Source organism: Halorubrum kocurii JCM 14978 (assembly GCF_000337355.1).
GTDB classification, from domain to species: domain Archaea; phylum Halobacteriota; class Halobacteria; order Halobacteriales; family Haloferacaceae; genus Halorubrum; species Halorubrum kocurii.
Genome location: NZ_AOJH01000097.1, coordinates 22,561 through 28,960 on the forward strand (window position 1 = coordinate 22,561; position 6,400 = coordinate 28,960).

Genomic DNA, 6,400 nt, shown 5'->3' on the forward strand with positions numbered 1-6,400 from the left:
CCGGCAGATCGCTACGTTTCCAGTGACCACGTTAGCGTCGAGAGGGCTCCGATCAGGACGGATCGGCGCCGAACGGACGTAGCGCGGGCGCCCGAATCGTCGCGGACGATGTCTGCAAAGACGGGACGCGTTGGTCTCAGGCGTCGGTCGCGTCGTCGGAGCTCACGTCGCCGTCGTCCGAGTCTTCCGCCGTCGATCGCTCCGCAGATTCTCTCTCCATCTCCTCAACCTGGAGCACCTTCAGCGGGATGTTCCGGAGGCGCTGACCGATCTCCTTGCGTGCGACGCGGCTCGCGTGCTCCTCGCGGTCCACGTTGAACACGTCCATCTGGAGACGTAGCGCAACGAGGGCCTCGTCGGCGGCGATGAACGCCGGCGGAAGCTCTTCGCCGCCGGGCGACGTGCGGGTACCGGTCTCGATCTCGACGTAGTTGAGGTCCGGATTGAGCATCTCACCGGTCTTCGAGATAGCGATCCGGACCGCTTCGTCGGCGGTCTCCACGTCGTACACCGGAACGGCGGCCTCGACGACGACTCGGCAGTCCATCACGCACCCCTGTACCACGCCGACCGGCATGAAAGTTCGGCCGACAGGTCGCCCAAAGGACGCCGTCTCAGGAGAGCGGCCCGCAGCGGGCTACTCGCCGCCTGCACGGAGGTAATAAAACACGTACGTCTGCGCGTAGCCGGCGTACTCCCCACCGAACCGCTCTCGGATCGCCCGCGACGTGTCGACGTAGTTCCCGCGCTCGCAGTCTGGGTAGTACTCCTCGACCGTCGTCCGGATCCAGGTGTCGAGCGGGACCGCCTCGAGGAACCCAAGCGAGAACAGCAGGACGCAGTCCGCGACCTTGTCGCCGACGCCGACGAATCGCGTCATCGACTCGCGCGCCTCCTCGTACGGAAGGGCTGCCGCCTCTCGAGGATGCGCCTCGCCAGACGCGACCATCTCCGCGGTCCGCTGCACGTAGGGGGCGCGATACCCCAGCGAGAGGTCGCGGAGTTCGCCCTCCGTCCGAGACGCGAGCTGGTCCGGCGTCGGGAACACGCTGTACTCCTCACCACCGAGCGTGAGGGTGTCGCCGTACGTCTCCCGTAGCCGACGCTGCATTCCGTGGATCCGCGCGACGCGCATCTGCGCCGAGCAGATGAACGAAATCAGACATGGGAAGACGGGGTCGCGCGTGAGACGCATCCCCTCGTAGGCTCCGTACGCCCGCTCGAGAAGCGGGAGATCGGGGGTCGCTCCGAGGATCGTATCGAGATCGTCGTCGAGGCGAAACAGGTGTGTGAGGAGGGGGACCGCATCCACCGACGACTCCCACTGAAGGGTTCCGTCGTGGACGCCGCCCTCCTGTCGCACCCGCACTGGAACCCGCTCTTCGGTCACCCCGGGTATCGGATCGACGACCGTCTCGTACCACGCGTCGCCGCCGTGGGCGTGGAGGTCCTCGTAGGTCCCACCGTCGGCGCGGTTCCAGAGGTAGCTCTGTCCGCTCTCGACGGTCGCCTGGAGATCGAACGGCCCGGCCAGATCCGCGATGTCGAGTGCGCCTCGCTCCATTATCGATCTGCTGGCGCCGCGGCCGTATGCGGGTTTCGGTCGGGTGGATCCCCTCTGTCCGTATTGCGCAGATGACCGCCGAAGAGGGGTTTTTCTCCGTTCGCCCCGTACGCACGGTATGCCGACGTATCGACGAACGACCCGCGTACCGGCCCCCATCGACGAAGTGTGGGCGTTTCACTCGACGATCGACGGGCTCCGCAAGCTCACGCCCGATTGGATGAACCTCCAGATCGGCGGTGTCGAAGGCCCGGACGGGGAGCCGGACCCGGATGTGCTCGTCGAAGGGTCCGAAATAGCGATGTCGATGCGGCCGTTCGACGTCGGACCGCGACAGCGGTGGACCTCTCGGATCACCGAGCGATATCCCGACGGGGGGTCAGATCTCGGCGATCGGGCCCACTTCGTCGACGAGATGTCCGGCGGCCCTTTCCGTCGGTGGGAGCACACACACGCGTTCTACGCCGACGGCGAAGAGACGTTACTCGTCGACACCGTCGTGTACCGCCTCCCGTTCGGCCCGCTCGGAGACGCGGCCGGCCCGTTCGCGAAGGTCGGGTTCGAGGGAATGTTCCGAGACCGACACCGCCGAACGACCGCTCAGTTCGAGCCGTAGCTCGGTGGCGGAAGGGGGCGCCGAACGGCTCAGCGGGGACTCACGCCGGCTTCGTGATCCGTTCGGCCTCGAAAGAGACCTCGAACACCGCGCCGTCGTCGTTCTGGACATCTATCTCCCAGCCGTGGGCGTCGACGATCCGGGCGACGATCGCGAGTCCGATACCCGAGCTGTCAGCGGTCGAGAACCCGGGGTCGAACAGCGACTCGCGTACCTCGGGCGGAACGCCCGGTCCGTCGTCGGCGATGTATACCCCGTCTCCGCCTTCGCCGGTTCGGGATCCGACCTCAATGGTGACGCCCGGGCCGCCGTGGTCGACGGCGTTCCTGAAGAGGTTCTCGAAGGCCTGTCGAAGTCGGGTCGAATCTGCGTGTACCCGACCGATATCGTCGGCGATCGTCAACGTCGCGTCGGGCGCGCGGACCGTTTGCCAGGCCTTCTCGGCAATACCGGCCACCGACGTCGGCTCGGTCTCCCCGATCGCCTCCCCGCGTTTCGCCAGCATCAGGAGGTTGTCAATAAGCGACTCCATCCGGGTCACCGCCCGGTCCATCGGCTCGTACGTCGACCGTGAGACTTCGCTCTCGACCAGTTCCATGTACCCAGAGAGCACGTTGAGCGGGTTCCTGAGGTCGTGTGAAACGACGGCGCTGAACTGCTCGAGCTGCTCCGTTTGCCGGCGGAGTTCCAGTCGACGGTCGTTACGCCCGATCGTGTACGCGATCAAGTCCGCGAACGTTCGATAGAGGTCCACCTCCTCGTCGGTCCACACCCGGCGAGCGTCGGTTTCGAAGGCCATCACGCCGACCAGGTCCCAGTCAGCAACGAGCGGAACGTGGACGGTCGCCGGTCGATCGCCCGTCCCCTCGTGCGTGCCATCGTTCTCCTCCTGAGAAGCCTCTGTCGATGCAGTCGGGACCGACGGGCAAACAACGTTTTCGAACGTCGAAAGGCGTTCAGCGTCGGGAAATCCCTCGAGCGGCTGCGGTGCGGTATCGCACCCGTCCGGACACCAACTGTACGTCGGTTCGAACGTCTCAGCGTGCCGAAGGTAACAGACGATCCTGTCGAGCTCGGCGTGCTCGCCGACGTTCTCTATTGTCCACCTGATCTTCGTATCGACCTCGTCCGACCGCGTGCTCATCAGCGTCGACCCGGAGTCCAACAGGACTTCCCGGAGCCGGGCGGCGTCGTCCGGCCCGAACCGAACTCGTTCCGCCTCCACCGCGTTGAGCAGTCGCTCGACGAGCGGGTCGGCCTCGGGGTCAGAGACCGGTTCCTCCGATGACGGCCCGATGACGACATCGGCGGCGCCGGCCCGGAGTGCGGTGCGGAACGCGTCCGTCGTCGCCGCCTTGAGAACGACGATGACCGGGACGCTTTTCGGCGTCGCCGCGAGGCGATCGGCGACCGCCGCCCTCGCTGCCTCCTCGGTGGTCGTGACGATACCGCAGGCGTCGCCAAGCGACCGCAGATCGGCGTCCTCAGCCGTCCCCACCAGTGCATCGGTCGCAATCGCTCGAACGTTCGGCGTCAGAGAGCCGCCCCACGCCGCATCGACCGCGCGTGACACACGCGCCCGCACGTCCGGGTCGTCGCCGACGTACGTCACGGCGGACCGCCGGTTCATACGGCAATATCATCACCAATCGCATTTGAACTTTCACCTGTAAATATCGGCTTCGAGAACGTCGTTTCCGCGTCGGCGGGCGACAGACGTCGCGACGCCTTCGAGAGACGCGATCTGGGGCGGTCAGGGGTCGCTCTCGGTCGCAGTGAGTGTGATTCCGGCGAGCACGACGGCCCCACCGACGAGCGTGAACGTCGTGGGGGCCTCCGCGAGGAACACGAAGGCGAGAACTGTCGCCCCGACCGGTTCGCCAAGTAGGGACACGGAGACGACGCTCGACTCGAGATGCGCGAGCGCCCAGTTGACCACGGTGTGTCCCAGCAGCCCCGGTCCGACGGCGAGACCGACGAAGATCGCCCACTCGCTCGGCGGATACCCGGTCAGCCCGTGGCCCTCAACGAGGACGATACCGAGAAGCGAGAGCGTGCAGACCCCGTAGACGACCACGACGTACGGAACCAGCGCGACCCGCTGACGGAGCGACCGTCCGGCGAGCACGTACCCGGCGGCCATCACGGCCCCGAAAAGCGCCAGGCCGTTCCCGTAGATCGGTCGCGGCCCCACGAGCACGCCACCGAGAAGGTCGCCGAGCGACATCGCCGCCATCCCGGCGACGGCGATCGCAATACCAGCGGCCATCCGGGCCGTCACGCGCTCGCGCAACAGGACCCATGCACCGAGCGCGACGAACACCGGCTGCGCTTGGACGAGCGTCACGCTCGCGGCGACGCTCGTCCACGCGAGACTCTCGAACCACGCAGCGAAGTGCAGCGCGAGCGCCACCCCCGAAAGCGTCGCGAACCCCAGGTCTCTGCGGGTGATTCCGGCGAGGTGTGTCCGATAGCGCCAGAGTGCAATCGGGACCAGCGGTAGCGTCGTAAAGAGGACTCGATAGAACGCGGCGACAGTGCTCGGCGCGTCGCTGAGGCGGACAAGAATCGCCCCGCCGCTCACGGCAGTCACCGCGACCACAAGCCCGACCGTCGGCGGGACGCGCGGATCGGTCGACATCCGTTCGTGCCTTCGGTTCCAATCGCTTTCCGTTACCGGTTTCGGGATCTCCTGAAGCGAGCCGGAACCAGCTCGGCCATGCGTCGGAGCCGCCGACCGGGTCGCACCGACGCTTCCGATGGCCATTTGCAAACGGAGAACGAACGCCATGCCATGTGTGCAGACACGTTCGGGGTCGGGATCCATCTCACGGAGGAGGAGTTCCAGTTCGTTGTGGGCGTCCCGTCAGACGTCGACTCCGGCTGGACCGACCCGGAAGCGTTCCAGTCACTCGTCGCCGAGACGGTCTGGGAGCGACTCGATCGTCAGTCGGTGTTCGAGTCCATTGCCGATCGCTATCGAACCGGTGAAACAGCGACACTCGGGACGGTGACGCTCGAGCCCGACGGAACCGTAGTCTCACACGACCTCGCCCCTCCGGCACCCGGCGCTGAAGACGACGAGCAAGAGACCGTCGGGTGAAGCGACCGCCGCCTTCGTCACTCGCTGCTCATCTCGTTGTCTTCGCCGACCGCAACCGTCGCCCCGACGGCCCACATACGCGCAGGCCGATACGCGGTGAGATCGTACCGCGTCGGCCCGACGGTCTCGCTCCACGTATCCAAGACATCGAGTGTGACTAGTCCCGACAGGGCCGTCCCAAGCGTTCGCGGCGTCGTCTCCGGCTCGGAAAGCGCGGCATGAATCTGCCTCGCCTGCGGATAGTTCCGCTCGCACCGCTCGATACCATCGCGTGCTTCCGCCCAGTGACGGCGAACGTAGCCATATGTCGTTGGGTCATCCCGTCGAAGTCCGTTGAGAACTGCGGCGACCGAGTGATCGATCCGATCGACGTCGTCGACGGGATCGAACAGCGATGCGACGATTGGCGCCGTCTGCTCTGTAAACGAGCAGCCGATCACGACGGTACTTCGATACCCATCGAGTCGAGCTCGCAACCCGTCGACGAGCGCACTCACCGCATCTCGACCGCGGTCGGCCAACAGCGGTTCGACATCATCGATAATCACGGCAGGTCCGAACCCGCGTGCGTCGACTAAGTGTTCCGCAACCGCATCGAGGATCCGCTCAATCCCGGCCGGCGCACCGAGGACGGTATACGCGAGCCGCTGATCCGGCACGACTTGGGTCGTCGTCGCGGCACCTCGGGTGTGGTCGCTTGCCGAAACGACCGCCTCCCGTTCCGGTACCGTCCCAGCGGTCCGACGCCAGCCACGTCGCCACTCCTCAATTCCCGTTCCGAATAACACAGAAATAACACGGTCCGGCACAGGGCCGTCACGGATCGGTGGTCGTCCGCGATCGGACACACGCACCGCGAATTCGCGACGAGACTGCGTCGGAACGGGCATCTTTACGTTCCCTTCATCGACAAAGCGGATAAACTTATGGGGGTACGACTCAATATTGAGAATTTCACAACCTGAAACTCGGTCGCGCGTGCCTCCCGGCACTTCCGCTCGCGATACATGAACACAGCCCACGGACATCGCGTCCGTGGGCTGTGTGTGGGAGTATGCTCCCGTATGAATGGGCAGGCGGCGAACCGCGGTTCCCAGAGGATCGCTCACTCCAGTAC

Annotated in this window: 7 protein-coding genes; 2 read left to right on the forward strand and 5 right to left on the reverse strand. The window is 65.8% G+C overall.

The features are described from left to right. Nucleotides 1-136: 136 nt before the first annotated feature. Both C468_RS15490 and C468_RS15495 read right to left on the reverse strand, forming a co-directional pair. The gene (locus C468_RS15490) at nucleotides 137-547 is read right to left on the reverse strand and encodes a DUF555 domain-containing protein (RefSeq protein WP_049912275.1); all 411 of its coding nucleotides are present in this window, start codon (nucleotides 545-547) and stop codon (nucleotides 137-139) included. A 90-nt stretch (nucleotides 548-637) separates the two neighbouring features. Further along, the gene (locus C468_RS15495) at nucleotides 638-1,564 is read right to left on the reverse strand and encodes a DNA-3-methyladenine glycosylase family protein (RefSeq protein ID WP_008849850.1); all 927 of its coding nucleotides are present in this window, start codon (nucleotides 1,562-1,564) and stop codon (nucleotides 638-640) included. Nucleotides 1,565-1,682: 118 nt separating this feature from the next. Between C468_RS15495 and C468_RS15500 the strand changes: the two genes are divergently transcribed. Continuing rightward, nucleotides 1,683-2,180, forward strand: a complete 498-nt coding sequence (locus C468_RS15500) for an SRPBCC family protein (RefSeq protein ID WP_008849851.1) — start codon at nucleotides 1,683-1,685, stop codon at nucleotides 2,178-2,180. A 40-nt stretch (nucleotides 2,181-2,220) separates the two neighbouring features. On the opposite strand, the gene C468_RS15505 is transcribed toward C468_RS15500, so the two are convergent. Both C468_RS15505 and C468_RS15510 read right to left on the reverse strand, forming a co-directional pair. Further along, complete coding sequence (locus C468_RS15505; protein ID WP_008849852.1) at nucleotides 2,221-3,810, reverse strand: GAF domain-containing sensor histidine kinase; 1,590 nt, start codon at nucleotides 3,808-3,810, stop codon at nucleotides 2,221-2,223. Between the two features lie 123 nt (nucleotides 3,811-3,933). Beyond that, nucleotides 3,934-4,821 carry a DMT family transporter gene (locus C468_RS15510; RefSeq protein WP_008849853.1) on the reverse strand — a complete coding sequence of 296 codons (888 nt, stop codon included), beginning with the start codon at nucleotides 4,819-4,821 and terminating at the stop codon, nucleotides 3,934-3,936. Nucleotides 4,822-4,974: 153 nt separating this feature from the next. Between C468_RS15510 and C468_RS15515 the strand changes: the two genes are divergently transcribed. Next, on the forward strand, nucleotides 4,975-5,283 hold the full coding sequence (locus C468_RS15515; RefSeq protein WP_008849854.1) for a hypothetical protein: 309 nt from the start codon (nucleotides 4,975-4,977) through the stop codon (nucleotides 5,281-5,283). 17 nt (nucleotides 5,284-5,300) lie between these two features. Here the strand turns inward: C468_RS15515 and C468_RS15520 are convergent, their stop codons facing one another. After that, complete coding sequence (locus tag C468_RS15520) at nucleotides 5,301-6,071, reverse strand: DUF7504 family protein (RefSeq protein WP_241431019.1); 771 nt, start codon at nucleotides 6,069-6,071, stop codon at nucleotides 5,301-5,303. Nucleotides 6,072-6,400 lie beyond the last annotated feature (329 nt).